We start from the raw sequence: 16,086 nt of genomic DNA, 5'->3' as shown, positions 1-16,086 counted from the left end.
AACCGGATTTAAAATGCCTGCAGGCGGATCATCCGATAGGAGAGCGGTGCAATCCTCGCGTTGAGCCTGCCGTCGGTTACGCTTGTACCGGTCACAGCCTTCGGCGCGACGTTGTCGGGCTTGTCGGCAGTGTTCGTGATGCCGAGATCGCTGTGGGCAATAACTTGATCGTCGACGATCCGGAGGGCACCGAATTCGAGCAGGTTTGCATCGAGATCGAGCGTCTCCGTGCCGTGGCGATTGACGATGAAGAAGGTCACCGTGTTCCTATCCGGATCGTGAACCGCTGAGACATCGAGGTAGGGAACGTCGCCAAGATCGTCGACCTTGTAGGTCGGGCTATCGACCATCAGCTTGAGAGCTGTTCCGCGACCATAGACGGAGGCGAAATAGTAGGGATAGAAGATCGTCTGGCGCCATGCCTGACCACCCGGAACCGTCATGATCGGGGCGATCACGTTGATAAGCTGCGCCAGGCAGGCGATCTTCACGACATCCGCCCGGTTGATGAAGGTATTGAGAATGCAGCCAACTTGCAGCACATCCTCAAAATTGTAGTCGTCCTCCAAAAGGGCCGGCGCATGCGGCCAGCCATTCGCGCCCGCAAGCGTTGCTTTGTCTCGCTCCTTGGAGTGATACCAGACGTTCCACTCGTCAAACGATATATAGACGTTCTTGGTGGAGCGCTTCTTCGCCTTGATGTAGTCGATCACGCCGGCGACCGTGCCAATGTAGTTATCGAGCTCGATGCTACGGGCCAGATAGTTGGCCGTGTTCTTGGCACGATTTTCGAAGTACATGTGCAGCGAGATATAGTCGACCTCGTTGTAGGTGTGGTCGAGCACAGTTGCTTCCCATTCTGGATAGGTCGGCATGTGGGCGTTCGACGAACCGCAGACGACGAGTTCGAGCGAGCTGTCGAAGGCGCGCATTGCCTTGGCTGTCTCATGCGCCAGCCTGCCATACTCGTCGGCCGTCTTGTGGCCGATCTGCCAGGGTCCATCCATCTCGTTGCCAAGGCACCATAGCTTGATGTCCCAAGGCTCTTTCCGGCCGTTGGCGATGCGCTTGTCGCTCCACTCGCTGCCTCCGGGATGATTGACATATTCGAGGAAATTGCGCGCCTCATCGAGGCCGCGCGAGCCGAGATTGACTGCCAGCATCATCTCGGTGTTGGCCGACGTACACCAATCGGCAAATTCGTGGATGCCGACCTGATTGCTCTCTGAGGTGTGCCAGGCAAGATCGAGGCGAGTCGGGCGATCTTCCTTGGGGCCGATTCCGTCTTCCCAGTTGTAGGCCGACACGAAATTGCCGCCGGGATAGCGCACGATCGGGACCTTCAGTTCTTTGACGAGCTCGATGACATCCTTGCGCATGCCGTTCTCGTCGGCGGTCGCATGATCCGGCTCATAGATGCCCGTATAGACGGCACGGCCGAGGTGCTCGATGAAGGAGCCATAAAGGCGCGGATCAATGTCTGAGATCGTGTATTTGCTGTGCGCTGTAACCGCAGCCCTCATGCTTTCCTCCACAGTATCGTAATTTGTGATTTATATCACATTTTGAGATCAATAAAGCGGAACCAGGTGACGTGGTCAAGCGTAAAAATACGAATATTGGATGGACTCACCGCGTCTTCAGGCGCAGGAGGATGTCCTGGTCGTAATTTCCGAAGCCGCGACCGAAGATGTTGATGCCGCCAGGATGCTTGGCGTCGTCGCGTACGCCGATCCGCAGGCGGACCGAGTGGTGTTCGTCCAGCTTCAGATCGGCGAGCGTGACATCGGAAATGCGCAATCCGTCCACGAAGGCACCATCATCATTGATGCGGAAGTTTTTCAATTTGCCGTACTGCGAGCCCTTCAGCTTCCACCAGTCGGGGGTGAAAACCCCACGTTTGTCGCCAAAATCACCCGGAGACGTCCAGGTGCCGACGTCTGCACCGTTGACAGTGAGTGTAATGTCGGATGGCCAGTCGGCGCTGGTGCCAGGAACCTCGGAACTGAGTTCCATCACGAATTCGATCTCCCGGACACTGGTATTCGTCAGTCGGGCGTTGTTTGGAAATTGATACTCGACATAGCCGCGCGTGAACCAAATGAGGCCGGCCTTCATGCGATCGGGATCAAGGAAGGTATTGGGAACGTCAAGCAGCCCTATGATGCCATCGGCTGAACAAAGCCCGCAAGGCGCCGTCACTTCAAAGCCTGTATAGAGCCCGAGCGGCATCGACACCTCGATCGCGTCCGGTTCTGTTTCCTTGATTTCGTTCTTGAAGACGACGAGAATCTCATCAAAAACGCTGCGGCAGAGCTTCTGGTTGCCCTTGCGTGCCTTTTGGGTTTCAGTCTGTATCAGCCCGGCTTCTTCCAGCATCTGGACATTGGTTGAAACGCTGGATTGCGGCAGGTCAAGTATAGCAGCAATTTCATTGACGTTCAGGGCGCCTTTCTCGTGCAGAAGCTTCAGCACTGCGACTCGAGCCGGCGATGCCAACCCCTTGAGAATAGCCATGCCCTCTTCGGGGTCGACGACAAGAAAATTGCGGCTCATGGGGCTCCGATCTATGGCAACGTGATCGATGTTCTATATCAGAAAATGTGATGTTATCAATTGGCCATTGGCATGGATCCATCGGGCGATTGGCCACCGATTCAGGGAAAGTCCATCCGAGAGGGCGTTGGGTAGCTCTGTTAACAGACTTTTCCAATCCTCAACCCGGGCTGGATCTTGTAGCGCTCCGAATCATCGGCAAGGCTGAGGCAAGTGACACAGCACGACGCCATTGATGGTTACCGGAAATTCGCCAGCGATGCGGCAATGTCGGCGATGGCGCGAAAAAGGATGAGCGGATCGTCCTTCGAAGGCGTGAAACATCGCCGTCTCCAGAATTTAGCGGCGTCCTCGTCGACCGCATTGACCATCAATGCTCGCGCACCGATTAGTGCTGAAGCCTGCATGCAACGTTGGAGTGTCCAGAATCGTGCCAATACTACGCCACGCCCATTCCGGATCGGTAGCGAGTTGTCCGAGAAGCAGGCAGGGAACCGGATCGGGTGGTTGGCCGGTGTGAATAGAGCGCGGCAAGGTCAAGGCAACCACAGCCATTGGCGCAACCCCGTAGTATCCGATCACCCGCCCGGCCTCATGGACTACAAGAACGGCGGTAAAGCCTTTTTGCTGATCGGAGAGCGCGGTCGTCTTCAACCAGTAATCGAGCGTGGGTTTACCGCAGGAGAAGCTCAAAACATCATGGGTGGCGGTAAGCGGTTCGGGTGCCGATAGCGACACGTCTTACCGCTTCGCCACATAGCCGGATTCCCAAGGCGCAGGCCGCTTGGCCAGCTCGGTCATTTCGGGAACCGGAGCTGCCGGACGGGAGAGAGCTTCGATAAAATCGGCGAATCCCTCATGACTCATGCGGACAAGCACCACGCGGACAAGCACCTGCTCCATGATGACTTCCTCGGCCGCGCGCACGGCGGCGTCGCGCACAAGGCAGTGCGGGAGCGGCCGCGTAGGTCGGCCGCACGATCGATCATTGCAACGTCCGTTGCCGGCAGGCGCATTGCGATCGGCAAATCTTTGCGTTCGACGAGGGGCATATCCTATCTCCTTTACAGAAAGATAGTGCGCTGTATAGCGAAATGGAGTACGCATGGATGATCGAGTTCACATCGAGATCTTGGAGGCCAAAGCGTTTTCCATCAATGCGCATCAATCGCGGCCATCCCGTTTGGCTGTGCGACCGCCGAGATCAACCCCGTGCTGCACTCCTCCTGAACATTACCCGTGGGGTTTGGAAGGTTCTCTGTCGGGCCATCATCATCCGCCTGATCGAGGATCACATGCAGGCTTGTCGCGGATACGCGGCAAGAGCGACCTGACCGCAAGTGGCCAACATTTAGCTTATGATCCGGTTGGTGCGACGATTAATTTCGGCGTGGCCCATTGCTAAAATTTCATCAGATTTATTCACTGATATTTTCATCGGCCCCCTCAAAATGGCGACCACTGCAACAGCACTGTCAACCGATGAACTTCCATATTCGTCCCCATCAAACCGCAATCCTCCCGCATGTAAAGATTGCGACGCTTGGCGCTTTGGCCTGCGCAGTTGGAGTGATCTCAGTTGTTGGCATATTGAGCCTGCTCCTTCCGGAGCGGTTGCTTTGGGTGGAATTGACTGTCGCAGCATCCATCTCGGCAGTTGTTGCATTTTCGCTCCTACTGGCCATTTGTCTGAGCAACGAGGCGCTTCGTGAGATCGACAAGCAACTCCAGCACGCACGCTGCCACGATCCAGTTACTGGTACTCTGAGCGCCAACGCATTTGCAACTTCGGTCGGGCATGCGATAGACCGCAGGCGCGTCAACGGGACGGAAAGCCCGGACGGCATCATACTCGTTCTCAGGGTCGGCAATTTCGATTCGATCCGCCGCAGCTATGGTCCGCAATGGGCAGATACGCTGCTTCAATCGCTTATCCGGATCGTTCGATCTTCCGTGCGCTATGATGATCTCGTCGCCCAGCTCGCCTCCGACGAACTCGGGATCTATCTGCCGGGCACAACAACAGAAAATACCAAAGACATCTGTGAGCGCATCCGCGCCCGGGTTAGCGAGACCACTTTCGCAGGAGGGCGAGAGCACCACATATCGGTGATGGTACGGCTTGGCGGTACCAGGGTCAAAGACCGGGACGATTTCCTTGCGTTACGCGAGGCTGCCAACCGCGCCGCTCTTGCAGAGGATGAGTTTGGCCCCCTCCTGTTCCGTGAGCTGTTTTCATGACCGGGCGGGCACGTGCCGGCCGGCCTCCTGCAAGATCCGTGCTAGGGTGCGGTCAAGCGACTGCCGCCAATTTGGCATAGTCCAGCCGAATGTCGAGGCAAACTTGGTGCTGGATAGCTGCGTGTTCAATGGGCGCGGCGCAAGCGCGGCAAATTCGGCGGCCGTTATGTTGCGAACCTTTGCCCACTCCCCGCCATAAGCCCTGCTTGAAGCGAACACATGACGCGCGAAATCTGCCCATGAGGTAGCGCCGGTTCCAGCAAGGTGGAATGTGCCGTACGGCAGACCCTCACCCAGCGCAGCGGCAGCGCGCAGGACGGCCTCGGCAACGTCAAGCGCCGACGAGGGATTGCCGCACTGGTCCGAGACAATCGCGATTTCCTTATTCGCGCTCGCCAGCCGCAGCATAGTTTTTACGAAGTTCGTCCCGAACGGGCTGTACACCCAGCTGGTTCGCAAGATGAGATGGCGAGGTGCGGCAGCCGCCACGGCGATTTCGCCCGCAAGCTTGGAAGCGCCATAGACGTTCAGCGGCGCCGGCGTGTCTGTCTCATCGTAGATGCCCTGCTTCTTACCGTCGAAGACGTAGTCCGTCGAGAAATGGATGATCGGCACTCCGAGGCGGTTCGCCGCCTCTGCGACCGCCCCGGCCCCGGTCGCATTCACCCTGTAGGCCAATTCCGGCTCACGTTCGGCCGCATCGACGGCCGTAAAGGCGGCGGTCGAAACAATAAGGTCGGGGCGCGAGGACGCCAGTGCTGGCCAGATAGTTTCGGGCCGAGCCATATCGAGATCGGGGCGCCCCAGCAGGAACGCCTCGACGTGGGGCTGCGCCCCTGCCCGCTCAATCAGGCTTAGAGCGATCTGTCCCCCTATGCCAATCACCGCAATCCTCATGCCGGGCGCAGCTGACGTTCGCCGAGACGTGTGCCCGAGGAACTCCGGCGGCGGATCGGCTCCCACCACCAGCGGTTGGCCAGGTACCAGTCCACGGTCATGGACAGCCCTTCGTCGAACCCCGACCGCGGCTTCCACCCGAGCTCTTGCTCGATCTTGGAAGGATCTATGGCATAGCGACGGTCATGACCGGGCCGATCGGGGACGAATGTTATGAGATCCCTGTAGCTTCTTCCCTGCCCGCGTGGCCGCCGGGCATCCAGGCAGTCGCAGATGCCCTGCACAACGGCTAGGTTGCTGCGTTCGGCGCGCGCGCCAATGTTGTAGCTTTCTCCGGGCCTCGCATGCAGAACCACCAGTTCGAGCGCGCGCGCATGGTCCTCCACATGCAGCCAGTCGCGCACATTCTGCCCGCTGCCGTAGACCGGCAGCGGCTTCTCCTCGATCGCATTGATGGTCACGAGCGGGATCAACTTCTCGGGAAAATGGTACGGACCAAAGTTGTTTGAACAGTTGGACAGCAAGATGGGCAGCCCGTAAGTGCGACCCCACGCGCGCACCAGATGATCCGAGGCGGCCTTCGAGGCCGCGTAGGGTGAAGACGGGGCGTAGGCCATCTCTTCGGTAAACACGCTCCCATCGAAGGGAAGGTCTCCGAACACCTCATCCGTCGAAACGTGATGAAACCGGAAGCGTTCGCGTGCCTGGGGTCCAAGTCCGCTCCAATAGGCTAGTGCTGCATTAAGCAGGCGAACGGTGCCGACGACGTTCGTCTCGATAAAGACGTCCGGGCCTTCGATCGAACGGTCGACATGGCTCTCGGCCGCAAGGTGCATCACAGCGTCGATCTTTTCACGACACATGATATCGAGCATGCGCCGTTCGTCGCCGATGTCTGCGCGATAATGCACGTAGTTCGCCTGCCCCTCGATCATGTGTAGCGAGTGGAGGTTGCCGGCATAGGTTAGCTTGTCGACATTGACCACGCGCGCCGCTCCGCCCGCCACCAGATGCCTGCAGACGGCGGAGCCGATGAAGCCTGCACCGCCTGTAACAAGAATCCGCGTGTCCCTCTCCCCCATCACGCGGCTCCCACAAAAACTGCTGCATTCGCCAAGAGCGGAGCCCTTTGATCCTTTGTCGAAATCCGCAGGCGCCCGACATCGGCGGGCCAATCTATGGCGATTTCGGGATCATCAAAGCGAACGGCCCGCTCGTGATCAGGCGAGTAGAAGTCGCCCACTTTGTACAAGACCTCCGTATCCGGCTCCAGCGTAAGAAAGCCGTGGGCAAAGCCCACTGGCACCAATATCTGGTTACCTGTCGCAGCCGAGAGTTCGATGCCGAGCCATTTCGCAAAGGTCGGCGATTGCTCTCGAAGGTCGACCACAACGTCGAACACACGGCCGCGGACAACCCTGACGAGCTTGACCTGCGCGCGCGGCGGCAGCTGATAGTGCAGGCCGCGCAAGGTTCCGACGTCGGCGGAATAGGAATGATTGTCTTGCACGAAGGTCGTCTTTATCCCGTTCGCGGCCAAAAACGCCGCATTGTAGGTTTCGGAGAAAAAGCCGCGATCATCGTCGAATTTTCGAGGTGTCAATTCGAACACACCGTCGAGGCGGAGCGCGCGGATCTCAGGCATCGGCGAGCTCCCTGATGCGACGCCGCAGATAGGCGGCATAGTCGGTTTTCCCAAGCAAGGCGGCACGCGCCAGAACCCGGTCCGCCGGTACATATCCGAGTTCGAAGGCGATCTCTTCCGGGCACATGACCTTAACGCCCTGGCGGTGTTCGATGGCGCGCACGAAGGAGGCGGCATCATGGAGGCTGTCATGGGTGCCGGTATCGAGCCAGGCATAGCCGCGGCCGAGGCGGCAGACATGAAGGTCGCCGCGCTCGAGGTAGGCTCGGTTGACGTCGGTGATTTCAAGTTCCCCGCGCCTTGAAGGCCGGACCGATGCGGCGATATCAAGGACGTCGTTGTCGTAGAAATAGAGCCCCGTGGCCGCCCAGCTCGATTTAGGCTCTGCCGGCTTTTCTTCTATCGCCTCCGCCTTGCCTGTCGATGCGTTGAAGCTGACCACGCCATAGCGCCGGGGATCATCCACGTGGTAGGCGAAGATCGTGGCGCCTTGCTTTCGGGCTACCGCCTCTCGGCAGAGCTCGGCCAGGCCCGCACCGTAGAAGATGTTGTCGCCCAGGATGAGAGCAACTGGACTATTTCCGACGAACTGCCGGCCGATGACGAAGGCTTCCGCCAATCCGTTCGGCTGTGGCTGTTCCGCATAGGAGATCGAAAGACCGAGCTCGCTGCCGTCTCCGAGCAGAGTTTCGAAAAGGGGCCTGTCCCGCGGCAGCGTGATCACCAGGATGTCACGAATTCCTGCCAACATAAGAGTGCCGAGCGGATAATAGATCATCGGCTTGTCGTGGACGGGAAGCAGTTGCTTCGAAACCGATATCGTGACTGGATAGAGGCGTGTTCCGCTACCCCCTGCAAGAATGATGCCCCTCATGCAATGCCTCCGCTGGCCATGGTCAAAATTCGACGCAATGCCGCAGCGAGAGCGCGCGCCAAGCTTGCACTGGCCCCTGTCGGCCGATCATCTCGTTGGCTCTCCTGCGTTATTCGGATCGATTGCCGCCACGCCGGCCGAGCTGAGTTCGCCACAGCGCCAGATGCTGTAGGCTGGCTGCGTATCCCAGTCGTAGTAGAACGCAGCCGCCAGTCTCTTTGCACCCATCAGCCGGCTGAAGGCGCCGCGCATGGCGCGGACCACACTTTCCCGTTCCCGATCATCGATCGGGCAGGTCTGTGTCGTGTTGGCGATGCCCCATTCGGTGACCCAGCACGGCTTGCCCACATCCCCGGATCGGCAAAAATCAAGGAGGTTCGTCACCCTTCGACGTAGGGAGGCGTCGGTCTTGCGGCCGGGATAGATGTGGATGCCGTAACCATCGATCTCTCGGTCAATCCCGCGAGCGCGCAGCAGCGAAATGACCTCTCCGGGATCCAGCCGTTCCATGCCGCGTCGATCGGCCTCGCCGAAGCTCATGTCGGAGAGCCCGGCGGAGACGACGGCCGCACCACGGCTATGCACGGTCGCCCACAGCTCCTCGCGCGTGATCCTGGCGATCTCGACATAGGTATCGAGCCCACGCTCGAACGCATCCCGATTTGCAATCTCGGCGACGCTTCGCGGCGTTCGCCTGCCCGGCTTGCGGAACACGAGAAGATCGCCGTTGTAGGCGCTGTAGTTGATTTCGTTTCCAGGTTCGACCGCATCGAGACGAATGCCCTTGTCATCGATGGCCCGAAGCGCAGCGCGCAGATCCGCGCGATAGCGACCGAGGTCGAGGTCCGAAAGCCTGTGGACGTCCCAGATTCGGCCGAAGCCGGTTCGAGGGCGGGTTCCTGGCGGGTAGTAGTCCTCATTCCCCAGCTGGATCTCGAGGAGGATCCGCAAGCCCAGGCTATCCGCGATGGCGAGAGCTTCAATGCTCTTGTCCACCGGTTGCGACAGCGAGAGCCGAACATGGGTCGCTCCGCTCGCCGCGATCTCCGCCAGCACACGCTTCTGGTCGTCACGCGCAAGCCAGGCGAGGTTTACGCGGTTGACCCCTATGCGGCCCGCCGCTGCCTCATCTGCAGCGACAGGCGCCTGGACAAAAGCACAAAGCATCACGAGCGCACAAGACAGTGTCGTGCGCGCGCTCGCCTTGCCGCACTTGCGCCTAAAGACCGATTTGCCCAAGAGCATTGCGGAAATTCGCCTCGCAAGCGGAATACCGATCAATGACGGCCTGCGTATCGATCTGCGCGAGGAAATTCGTCAGATACGCGCGCTTGTCGGCCTCCCGGTTCCAGGTTGCCGCCTCGATATAGGGGAAACCGATGAACTCCAGCATCTCCCTCATGCGGTCGTCTACTGCGACCATGAGGGCCGGCGTGCCCGCCTGCATGCCGATAATGCAGCCGTGGAAGCGACGGCCGAAGCAGAGATCGCGCGAAGACATCGCACCGCGCCACTGGTTCGTGTCGAAAAAGACCAGAAGCTCGTATTTCCTCTGCCATTTTTCCGAATGCTTGTATTCGGTCCCGCCCGTGATCCGGCCGCTCGACTGGTCGTAGACGATGTCACTGTCGTCGCCGGTAAGGGAGAGATTGTAGGCGACTACTTCGTCCTGGACGACATAACTTGCAACGCTGTCGGGCTTGAGCAACGCATGGGCATCGACGATGGTGTCGGCGACGCTGCCGAGATAGCCGCCGAATGCGATCTTCTGGGCCTCCGCCAGCGCTGGATTGGCGAGCGCCGTCAGCGAGCGTTTCATGTCGTTCGGCGAGAAATAGAGCGACGGGCAGCCGGTCGGCTTGACGAATTTCATCCCCTGCTCGCGGAGAAACTCGGCGGTGAAGTAGCCGCGGGTGAGAAAGAAGCTCTCCTTGTTCCTCAAGACCTCAAGAAACTTGAGCGTGCCGGCAGGCAACTGCTCCTTGAGGCCCTCCTTGCGCTGGATGCCAATCCCCATGACCACGACGGGCATCTTCAGCTTCGCGAAGATTTCCGCTTCCAGATCGGCGGAATAGCCGGGGCGCAGCAGATTGGCGGAGGCGAATACGCACAGATCAAACTCGCGGTTCACTCGCTCGTAAAGTTCGTTCGAGTCCCGATTGTTGGCGAGATGCCAGAACGGCAGATAGGTGACATCATGACCACGCAAACTCGCGGCCGCTCCTTCGCCGATCAGGTAGTTGCCAGTATTGGCGATCTTCCTGACCTGCGAGATCAAGTCCTTTCTAGTCCTCGTCTCGTCGAAATAGGGCCGATGGATGACGGTCGTACCGGAAACGTCCGCAATCGTCCGCTGCAAATAGGATGGAATTCCCGTAAGTAAGATACGCATAACAATCCTCGAACCGCAAAGAGATGACCCTGGGGTGGCTAGAGCCCGATGCCGATTTCGCGAAGCGTGGTGCGGAAGGCGCGCTCGCGGTCTGAATACCTGTCGACAAGTTCGGTTGTGTTGAGCTTTGCCAGATGATCCGCCACGAACTCGGCGCGGTTTTCCGCCTTGTCGATCTCGGTGACGTCGACAGCGGGAAGGCCGGTGAAGCCAAGCATTTCGCGCATGCGGTCATCCACCGCCACCATCAGGCTCGGAACGGCCGCCTGCATGGCGATGATCGACCCGTGGAAACGGCGGCCGAGATTGAAATCCATCGACGAGGCCCAGGCGCGCCACTGGTTGGTGTCGAAGAAGGTGCGAACCTCGAATCTCTGCTTCTCTCGCTCCGCGCCGGGATAAGCCACTTCGCCGATCACCAGGCCAGAAGCGGAATCAAAGACGCGCCCCTCGGCGTTGGGCTCCACTTTCATGTCGAAGTGGAGGAACTCGTCCTGCACCACGTACTGCGGCACGGTATCCTGCGGGGCCAGCGCATTCGCGTCGAGGATCGCATCCTGATTGCCGCCAAGATAGCCGGAAAAGATCGTCCTCGCCTTGCCGACCTTGACGCTCGACAGTCTCTTCATGGACCGGCGCATGTTATCCGGCATGAAGTAGACGGAGGGGCAGCCGGTCGGACGCACGAACGAGAACCCCTGATCCTTCAGGAACCCCGCCGACTCGTAGCCGCGCGTCAGGAAGTAGTGCTCGCGCTCCTTCAGCACAGAGAGCAGCCGCTTGGTGCCCTCCGGCAACTGGTTTTCGAGATCCTTCCGGTTCTGCAGGCCGATACCGAGCATGACGATCGGCATATTGAGCCGACTGAGGACCTCAGCTTCTGCGTCTGCCGAGAGCCCTTTGCGCAGGAGGTTCGCGCAGGTGAAGACGCAGATGTCGAAATTGGCGTTGAACTCGTCGAGCCCGTTCGCGTTCTTGCTCAAATTGTAGAGGTGCCAGAACGGAATCGACTTTGCGTGGGGCGCAAGCCCACGCAAAGCCCCCTCACCGATGAGATAGTTCCCGGTGTTGCTGATGTTGCGCAGCTCCTGCAGGAACTCATCTTTCGTCTCGGGCTGTTTCTGGCGTTCCGCATAGGAAACCGACAACCCCTGCGCGCCGTTGGCAAGGCGTGTGTAGTGACCAGGAATACCCGTCACAAGAATTCTTGGACGCATTAAGCTGGACCTTTCTGTTTAAGATCGGCGAGGTACTCAGCCCGTCGCCGCTACCTCGGGATTGGCCGTCGACTGTTCGCGAAAGACCGCGGCACGCGACAGCGACGAATTCTTCACGGAACGATCGCACCACGACAGGAACTCCGAGAAGGAGGATGACCAGGAGCGTCGTGCAGCGGTCCTGATGCAGCCTTCCATGAGCGGAGCAAGCCTGCCGCGATCATGCGCGACCTCTTCGATGATCCGCGCCATCTCGCTGACCACTTGGGGATCGGAAGCCGCATTGATGAGTATGCCATCCTCGCCATCCGCGATAAGTTCGTCGACGGCGCCCACCGCGGTTGCTATGGGCACGCAACCGAGCTGCTGGGCCTCGGCGATCATCAGCGGCGCGCCCTCCCACCGCGAGGGCATGACGAGAACATCCGCCCAGCCCAACGCCTTGATCAGATCCTTGCTGGCAAAGACAGGCGGGCGCACGTCGACGCCCAGATCCCTCAGCCGGTCGCTCCAGGAAACCCTGGAATCGGCGAGGATTTCCCCCCCGATGGCCCGGGCGTCGAAGGCGACGTTGGAGGACCGCAGTTCCGCGAGCGCCGCCGCCAGCCGGTCGATACCCTTCTGCTGATCGAGGCGGCCCATGTAAAGAAGTCTCAGCCGGTCGTCTCTGCGCTCGATCCGCCTGACGGCAAGCACCTCCGTCAGGGCCTTCGGCGGCACTGAGAAGCTCGCTCCGTTCGCAACGGCGAAGACTTTCTCATGCGGGACGCCGTAGCTGTGCAGATAGATCTTGAGCTGTTCAGAGCAGGTCAGGAAGGCATCGTAGCAATGCTCGTGGGCAATCGCCGCGAAGGGCTGGCCAGCAGGCCTCTTGAAGGCCGTGTTGTCCACGACGTGAAGATAGCAGGCGGTGCGCGTGCCTTCGGATCGCAGGCGCGCGATGAGCGGATGGACGGCCATTACGTGGTTGTTGATGACGAGGTCGAAGCCGGAAAGCTGTCCCTTCAGCGCCTCCCAGTCGACCGAATGCCCCTCGGCGATAAAGTCCTGGCCCAGGAAGGAACCCGACCCTCCCCAGGCCGGAATTCCCGCGTCCCAGAAGTGAATGTAGTCGAAGCTGGAATCGAATTCATCGATCACGTCCATCCGGGACGCGCCAAGCACAAAGAGATGGGTCTCGAAACCGGCCGTCCTCAATTCCCGGGCGGCCGCATATATGACCTTTTCGGCTCCGCCGAACGAGGCGTTCGGAACCAGCAGCGCCACGGTCCGCTTGCCTTCGCTATGCCCGAGCGGCAGGACCGGTGATCCCCCGAGCTCCTTGCGCAGCGCCTTGTGCAGATCGGTGTAGGGCACGAGCCGGGCCGGGCGCCAGGTCCACCGCCTGCCGACCGTCTCGCGCAGGGGACTCATGGCAATCGCGTTGAGGCAATTGATCATCACCTGCTGCGGCGTGATGAGAGACCGGCGCGGGAGGCTTCTTGGAAAAGGAAAGCGAACTTTCAGGACAGTCGATGTCGGCCACACCTGCTGGCTGCCAATAGAGCCGAACCAGTCCATCGCGTTGTTCTGGACAATGTCCTGGGCGAGCCGGGTCGGAAGGAAAATGAGATCGGCAGGACCGATTTTGTCTGCGCCCGGCCCATGAACGATTGCCTCGATCTTGCGCTGGGCGGGATCGTTGGCCAGTTGAACGAATATGACGTTGCTGTTCTCGCTCAGGCGCTCAAGATGGGCAAGTACGTTCGGCAGCATCCGCGAACGCCGGAGCAGGTCGAGCGCCGCACCGCTTCCGGCGACCAGGAAAGGTGGGAAATGTTCATTGTCGGGCTCGCCGATGTTGGCCCAGAACGCCGGGATGATGTCGTCGAGGCGAAGCATCGTCGGTGGCTTGGTGGGATCGGTGAAAAAGGAGATCGCCGTATCTTCCGTTCGCGCAAAAAGGTAGCGCGGGCACTCCTCATGCTCGAAATCCACCAGCATCGGGCGCTGGAACAGCGCCATGTGGCGTTTGCGCAGGAAGCTGACCGACGTGGCGCGGTCTCGGTTGGCCTCCTTGAAGCGGCTCTCAGCCCTCAGCCTGTATTCGAAGACAGTGTCGTGGCAGGGCGTGCCGATGAACCCGTGCTCGATGCAGGACAGCCAGAACTCCCAATCCTCGAAGCCGTTCTGCCTGTCGTCGTTGAAGCGGACGCCGTCCTGAAAAACATCGATAGAGATCATTGATCCCGTATCGCAGATATTATCGGTGATGCAGTGGACCAGCCGCGAATAGCGGTTGCCGTAATGCGCGCGCCAGCTTACCGAAAATGTGTCGATATTCGTGTAGACCCACCCGCAGTCACTGGAGAGCAGCTGCCGATAAAGCGTCTCGATGGTGCCGGGAAGGACGCGATTGTCGGCGTCGAGGAAATAGACGGCCTTCGCCTCTGGAAAGCGCTCGAGAATGTAGTCGATGGCGCGATTGCGTGCGCCGCCAGGCCCGGCATTCTGGCCGAACACCACATTGACGGAAGAATGGGCCGCGGCGTAGAGCAACAGCTGATCGAACGTCTCGTGCCGCGGGTCGCCGTCGACCGAGACGACAATGACGAGCCGGCAGTTGCCGAGATTCGAGGCAAGTGCGGACTCGATCGCCTCCAGGGCGAGCGCCGCGTGACCGTAGAGGGGCATGGCCACGGCGATCAGGTCCGCTAAGTCCCGGTTACCGGACATCGGCGGCCTCCGTCGATTGCTTGACCAGCCTGAAGCCGGACACCTTGAGCCAGGAGTAATCGACCGAATTCGTGACTGCGCGGCTGAGGATCATCAGATCCATCGGACCGCGCGCCGGTTCGTCCAGCTGGATGTTGATGTTGACGACCTGGCTGGAGCTGACTTCGCGCCATCCACTGAAGAATGCCGACGGTTTGGCCGCCCCCTTTCGCGCAAGCTCGGCCACTTCGGAACGTGCATTCGAATTCGCCGGCGCGAGCAGGAAGCTGACCGCCGCTGGCTGACCTTCCGGATGATCGATAACGGCGCTTGCTGAGAAGGATATCGTGCCGGGCTCGACAGCGCGACTGATCGCCCCTGCCGATATGCCGCTTGGCAATGGATGACAGACGATGGCGTGCTCATGCTCGAGGAAGCGCACCGTCTGGAACTCCGGGACGATTGGCGTGACCGAAACATCCGCGATCTGGCTCAGCGCACCGACCGCCAGGCGATAGTCGACAATGTACTGGCCTTCGAGCAGGTTGCTCGGCGCAATCATGTTCGGCGCTCTGGCGGGCTTGACCCCAGGCAGACCTGTAAACACCTTGAACGCCAGCGGGCGCAGATCGAGATCCGGATGCGGAAGTTCCGAGCGCGCCGAATAGCGCTCGCCGGCGATCGGATAGCCGAGCGAAAGACCGACGGTCTCCGGTCCGGTCGCAGAGATCCGCAGCCGGAGCGTCCGCGCAGCCCCTCCGCAGGTCCGGGGCAGCGAGAAGAAATTCCAGTTCGGCACGAGTTGCGCATAGGGCACGGTCCACTCGGCCACCCCTTCGCCGCTCTCGAGGTAGCTCAATGCGACGACAAGCTCTCCGCTGGTTCTGGGCACCGAGTGCAGGTGAAGAGCAAACCCGGCCACGCCAAGGCTGGATACCGGCAGCAGTTGCTCGACGAAGGCAGTGGCAAGCAGCTGCCCAATTCCCTCGTCCTTTGGGTCGGCATAGGGATCGTGGGAGAAAATCTCGGAAACCGGTTCCCAGTTTCGCGCCTGGAATGCATCTTCGAGCGCCCGGTAGTTTTCCAGCAGCGTTTCGCGTTCGCGGCGCAGGATTGCAAGCTCCGAGGTGATTGAGGCGCTGTATCGGGCGAGCCGCCCGACGCCGCCCTCGGTCAGCGCCCGCAGAAGCAGGAAACTGTCCGATTTGTAGACGGGATCGAGCCGCTGGACAGGAACAGCGGGGACCGTCCCCAGCGACCCGAGCAGCGCCAGGCCCTCTTGCAAATCCGCCTCGCCGGCGTCGGAAAAGGCGACGCCGATCAGTGGAAAGGCATTCTGCAAAGTCGCCGGGCGGCGGCCATTCACGTCGAGGTAAACAACCAGATGCTCGACATCACTCCCCTCGAAGCACGACCGGTCCCGCTCCGATGCCGCTATCAGCTTCCTTGTCGCCAGTCGCTTCTCAATGCCGGAAGACGTCAACTCTTGCACGCACCGCCTCTTGAAGAAAATATGTCCGAACAAAACAAAAGATGCTGGATAATCATATAAGTTCCCAGATCACCCCGG

At 60.0% G+C, this 16,086-nt stretch carries 14 protein-coding genes; 1 reads left to right on the top strand and 13 read right to left on the bottom strand.

Going from position 1 to position 16,086, the window contains the following annotated elements; genetic code table 11:
• Nucleotides 1-8: 8 nt before the first annotated feature.
• The 4 genes from arfA to BN77_RS35980 all read right to left on the bottom strand — a co-directional run bounded on the left by arfA (nucleotide 9) and on the right by BN77_RS35980 (nucleotide 3,459).
• Nucleotides 9-1,523, bottom strand: a complete 1,515-nt coding sequence (arfA, locus tag BN77_RS26680) for an arabinosylfuranosidase ArfA (protein ID WP_007538053.1) — start codon at nucleotides 1,521-1,523, stop codon at nucleotides 9-11.
• 106 nt (nucleotides 1,524-1,629) lie between these two features.
• Nucleotides 1,630-2,556, bottom strand: coding sequence for an ArsR/SmtB family transcription factor (locus BN77_RS26675; RefSeq protein WP_007538051.1), 927 nt, complete (start codon nucleotides 2,554-2,556; stop codon nucleotides 1,630-1,632).
• Nucleotides 2,557-2,795: 239 nt separating this feature from the next.
• The gene (locus tag BN77_RS35120; protein ID WP_244426240.1) at nucleotides 2,796-2,963 is read right to left on the bottom strand and encodes a GCN5 family acetyltransferase; all 168 of its coding nucleotides are present in this window, start codon (nucleotides 2,961-2,963) and stop codon (nucleotides 2,796-2,798) included.
• A 334-nt stretch (nucleotides 2,964-3,297) separates the two neighbouring features.
• Entirely contained in the window at nucleotides 3,298-3,459 is a 162-nt protein-coding gene (locus tag BN77_RS35980; protein ID WP_007538049.1) for a type II toxin-antitoxin system TacA family antitoxin, read from the bottom strand.
• Between the two features lie 579 nt (nucleotides 3,460-4,038).
• Between BN77_RS35980 and BN77_RS26660 the strand changes: the two genes are divergently transcribed.
• Entirely contained in the window at nucleotides 4,039-4,797 is a 759-nt protein-coding gene (locus BN77_RS26660) for a GGDEF domain-containing protein (RefSeq protein ID WP_007538047.1), read from the top strand.
• Here the strand turns inward: BN77_RS26660 and rfbD are convergent.
• From rfbD to BN77_RS26615, 9 genes are all read right to left on the bottom strand, one after another.
• The gene (rfbD, locus tag BN77_RS26655; RefSeq protein ID WP_007538045.1) at nucleotides 4,792-5,694 is read right to left on the bottom strand and encodes a dTDP-4-dehydrorhamnose reductase; all 903 of its coding nucleotides are present in this window, start codon (nucleotides 5,692-5,694) and stop codon (nucleotides 4,792-4,794) included. The two genes, BN77_RS26660 and rfbD, sit on opposite strands and share 6 nt — an antisense overlap.
• A complete protein-coding gene (gene rfbB / locus BN77_RS26650; protein ID WP_007538043.1) occupies nucleotides 5,691-6,776 on the bottom strand; it encodes a dTDP-glucose 4,6-dehydratase in 1,086 nt (361 codons plus the stop codon). The genes rfbD and rfbB overlap by 4 nt, the downstream gene beginning before the upstream one ends.
• Nucleotides 6,776-7,339 (bottom strand): dTDP-4-dehydrorhamnose 3,5-epimerase, encoded by a 564-nt coding sequence (gene rfbC, locus BN77_RS26645; protein WP_007538040.1) that lies wholly within the window; start codon nucleotides 7,337-7,339, stop codon nucleotides 6,776-6,778. The genes rfbB and rfbC overlap by 1 nt, the downstream gene beginning before the upstream one ends.
• The gene (gene rfbA / locus BN77_RS26640; RefSeq protein WP_007538039.1) at nucleotides 7,332-8,213 is read right to left on the bottom strand and encodes a glucose-1-phosphate thymidylyltransferase RfbA; all 882 of its coding nucleotides are present in this window, start codon (nucleotides 8,211-8,213) and stop codon (nucleotides 7,332-7,334) included. The genes rfbC and rfbA overlap by 8 nt, the downstream gene beginning before the upstream one ends.
• Nucleotides 8,214-8,300: 87 nt before the next feature.
• A complete protein-coding gene (locus BN77_RS26635; protein ID WP_007538037.1) occupies nucleotides 8,301-9,458 on the bottom strand; it encodes a hypothetical protein in 1,158 nt (385 codons plus the stop codon).
• Nucleotides 9,433-10,605 carry a polysaccharide pyruvyl transferase family protein gene (locus tag BN77_RS26630; RefSeq protein WP_007538035.1) on the bottom strand — a complete coding sequence of 391 codons (1,173 nt, stop codon included), beginning with the start codon at nucleotides 10,603-10,605 and terminating at the stop codon, nucleotides 9,433-9,435. The genes BN77_RS26635 and BN77_RS26630 overlap by 26 nt, the downstream gene beginning before the upstream one ends.
• Nucleotides 10,606-10,643: 38 nt before the next feature.
• Nucleotides 10,644-11,822 (bottom strand): polysaccharide pyruvyl transferase family protein, encoded by a 1,179-nt coding sequence (locus BN77_RS26625; RefSeq protein ID WP_007538033.1) that lies wholly within the window; start codon nucleotides 11,820-11,822, stop codon nucleotides 10,644-10,646.
• Between the two features lie 36 nt (nucleotides 11,823-11,858).
• Nucleotides 11,859-14,537, bottom strand: coding sequence for a glycosyltransferase (locus BN77_RS26620; RefSeq protein ID WP_007538031.1), 2,679 nt, complete (start codon nucleotides 14,535-14,537; stop codon nucleotides 11,859-11,861).
• Nucleotides 14,527-16,008, bottom strand: a complete 1,482-nt coding sequence (locus BN77_RS26615) for a DUF6212 domain-containing protein (protein WP_007538030.1) — start codon at nucleotides 16,006-16,008, stop codon at nucleotides 14,527-14,529. The genes BN77_RS26620 and BN77_RS26615 overlap by 11 nt, the downstream gene beginning before the upstream one ends.
• Nucleotides 16,009-16,086 lie beyond the last annotated feature (78 nt).

The sequence above is a fragment of the Rhizobium mesoamericanum STM3625 genome, assembly GCF_000312665.1.
In the GTDB taxonomy this organism is placed as follows: Bacteria; Pseudomonadota; Alphaproteobacteria; order Rhizobiales; family Rhizobiaceae; genus Rhizobium; species Rhizobium mesoamericanum.
The sequence above is the reverse complement of the archived record's forward strand: the minus strand, read 5'-3'. Positions and strand labels throughout refer to the sequence as shown.

Bases quoted from the DNA above. Each gene is read 5' to 3' on its own strand.
- arfA (WP_007538053.1), bottom strand. From the start codon at position 1,523: ATGAGGGCTGCGGTTACAGCGCACAGCAAATACACGATCTCAGACATT.
- BN77_RS26675 (WP_007538051.1), bottom strand. From the start codon at position 2,556: ATGAGCCGCAATTTTCTTGTCGTCGACCCCGAAGAGGGCATGGCTATT.
- BN77_RS35120 (WP_244426240.1), bottom strand. From the start codon at position 2,963: ATGCAGGCTTCAGCACTAATCGGTGCGCGAGCATTGATGGTCAATGCG.
- BN77_RS35980 (WP_007538049.1), bottom strand. From the start codon at position 3,459: ATGGAGCAGGTGCTTGTCCGCGTGGTGCTTGTCCGCATGAGTCATGAG.
- BN77_RS26660 (WP_007538047.1), top strand. From the start codon at position 4,039: ATGAACTTCCATATTCGTCCCCATCAAACCGCAATCCTCCCGCATGTA.
- rfbD (WP_007538045.1), bottom strand. From the start codon at position 5,694: ATGAGGATTGCGGTGATTGGCATAGGGGGACAGATCGCTCTAAGCCTG.
- rfbB (WP_007538043.1), bottom strand. From the start codon at position 6,776: ATGGGGGAGAGGGACACGCGGATTCTTGTTACAGGCGGTGCAGGCTTC.
- rfbC (WP_007538040.1), bottom strand. From the start codon at position 7,339: ATGCCTGAGATCCGCGCGCTCCGCCTCGACGGTGTGTTCGAATTGACA.
- rfbA (WP_007538039.1), bottom strand. From the start codon at position 8,213: ATGAGGGGCATCATTCTTGCAGGGGGTAGCGGAACACGCCTCTATCCA.
- BN77_RS26635 (WP_007538037.1), bottom strand. From the start codon at position 9,458: ATGCTCTTGGGCAAATCGGTCTTTAGGCGCAAGTGCGGCAAGGCGAGC.
- BN77_RS26630 (WP_007538035.1), bottom strand. From the start codon at position 10,605: ATGCGTATCTTACTTACGGGAATTCCATCCTATTTGCAGCGGACGATT.
- BN77_RS26625 (WP_007538033.1), bottom strand. From the start codon at position 11,822: ATGCGTCCAAGAATTCTTGTGACGGGTATTCCTGGTCACTACACACGC.
- BN77_RS26620 (WP_007538031.1), bottom strand. From the start codon at position 14,537: ATGTCCGGTAACCGGGACTTAGCGGACCTGATCGCCGTGGCCATGCCC.